The sequence below is a fragment of the Caulobacter sp. D5 genome (assembly GCF_003185805.1).
Classification (GTDB): domain Bacteria; phylum Pseudomonadota; class Alphaproteobacteria; order Caulobacterales; family Caulobacteraceae; genus Caulobacter.
Genome location: NZ_QHJY01000345.1, coordinates 1 through 1558, shown reverse-complemented (window position 1 = coordinate 1558; position 1558 = coordinate 1). Strand labels below are relative to the sequence as shown.

The 1558-nt window shown below is 73.2% G+C and carries 3 protein-coding genes; all 3 read left to right on the top strand.

Features of this window, described 5'->3' with window-relative positions:
• Positions 1–448: dihydrofolate reductase (locus DMC18_RS20235; RefSeq protein ID WP_110133253.1), on the top strand; the 448-nt coding region annotated here is incomplete at its 5' end.
• A complete protein-coding gene (locus DMC18_RS20230; RefSeq protein WP_110117931.1) occupies positions 445–822 on the top strand; it encodes a hypothetical protein in 378 nt (125 codons plus the stop codon). The genes DMC18_RS20235 and DMC18_RS20230, both read left to right, overlap by 4 nt.
• Positions 823–830: 8 nt before the next feature.
• A partial coding sequence (locus DMC18_RS20225; RefSeq protein WP_146218147.1) for a nitronate monooxygenase family protein occupies positions 831–1558 on the top strand: 728 nt, incomplete at its 3' end.

Below are 1558 nucleotides of genomic sequence, written 5' to 3'. Positions count from 1 at the left end.
CCTGCCCTGGCGGCTGAAGTCGGATCTTCAGATGTTCAAGGCCGCCACCCTGGGCAAGCCGGTGATCATGGGCCGCAAGACCTGGGACAGCCTGCCCCGCAAGCCCCTGCCCGGCCGGCTGAACATCGTGCTGACCCGCGACCACAAGTTCGAGGCCGAAGGCGCCGTGGTCTGCGACACCTGGATGGAGGCCGTCCAGATCGGCAAGGAGCAGGCCGCCGAGGACGGCGTCGAGGAGGTCTGCGTGATCGGCGGCGCGGCCCTGTTCGAACTGGCCTTGCCCCGCGCCAAGCGGATCTACGTCACCGAGGTGCAGGCCGAGGTGGAAGGCGACGTCCATTTCCCCGCCTTCGACGAGAACGCCTGGACCGAGGTGCGGCGCGAGGAGCGCCCGGCCGGCGAGGGCGACGACTTCCCGTTCGTCTTCCGCGTGCTGGAACGCAAATGAGCGGCCCGCTGATCGCGGCGATCCTGCTGGCCCAGGCGGCGACGCCCGCGCCGCCCTTGGCCGCGGACGCCCGTCAGGCCGCGCGCGACAAGGCCGCCGAGATCGCCGTGGTTCAGGTCCAGCACGTGGGCGTACCGCGCGGCGTGCGCGGCCGCTGCTACGTCGTCGCCAAGGTCTATCGGGCCGAGCCGGGGGTGAAGCTGGCCGTCGGCCGCACCCTGCGCCTCTACGTGCCCTGCGCCGCGCCCGGCGCCAGCGGTTCGGACGTCGAGCACGGCGTAGACCAGGCCGCCCTGAAGCGCTCCAGCTACGGCCGGGCCTTCTTCGACGCGCGGCTGAAGCTGATCGCCTACGACCTCTTCGACCTGAACTGAGAGCCCCCATGAGCACCTGGACCGACCGGCGGCTGATCGACCTTCTGGGCGTGGCGGCGCCGGTGCTCCAGGCGCCGATGGCCGGAGCCAGCACGCCGGCCATGGCGATCGGCGCGGCGCGCGGCGGCGGCCTGGGGTCCCTGCCCTGCGCTCAATACACGCCAGACCAGGCCCGCGAGGCGATCGCCCAGTTCCGCGCCGCCGTCGATGCGCCCCTGAACCTCAACTTCTTCGCGCACATGCCGCCGGCGCCCGATCCGGCGCGGATGATGGCCTGGCGCGCGCGTCTTGCGCCCTACTATGTCGAGGCGGGCCTGGATCCGGCCCCTCCCCCGCCCGCCGGCGGCCGCGCGCCCTTCGACGAGGCCTTTTGCGCCCTGGTCGAAGAGCTTCGCCCCGAGGTGGTCAGCTTCCATTTCGGCCTGCCCGAGGCGGGCCTGCTCGACCGGGTGAAGGCGACGGGGGCCAAGGTGCTGTCCTCGGCCACCACGGTCGCCGAGGCCGTCTGGCTGGAGGTCAACGGCGCCGACGTGGTGATCGCCATGGGGGCCGAGGCCGGCGGCCACCGCGCCGTCTTCCTGCCGGGCTTTGGCGAGGCGATCGACAGCCGCCTGGACAGCGCCGCCCAGCCCGGCCTCTTTTCCCTGCTGCCGCAGGTGGTCTCGGCCGTCTCCGTGCCGGTGATCGCGGCCGGCGGCATCGCCGAGGCGCGCGGCGTGGCCGCCGCCCGGGCCCT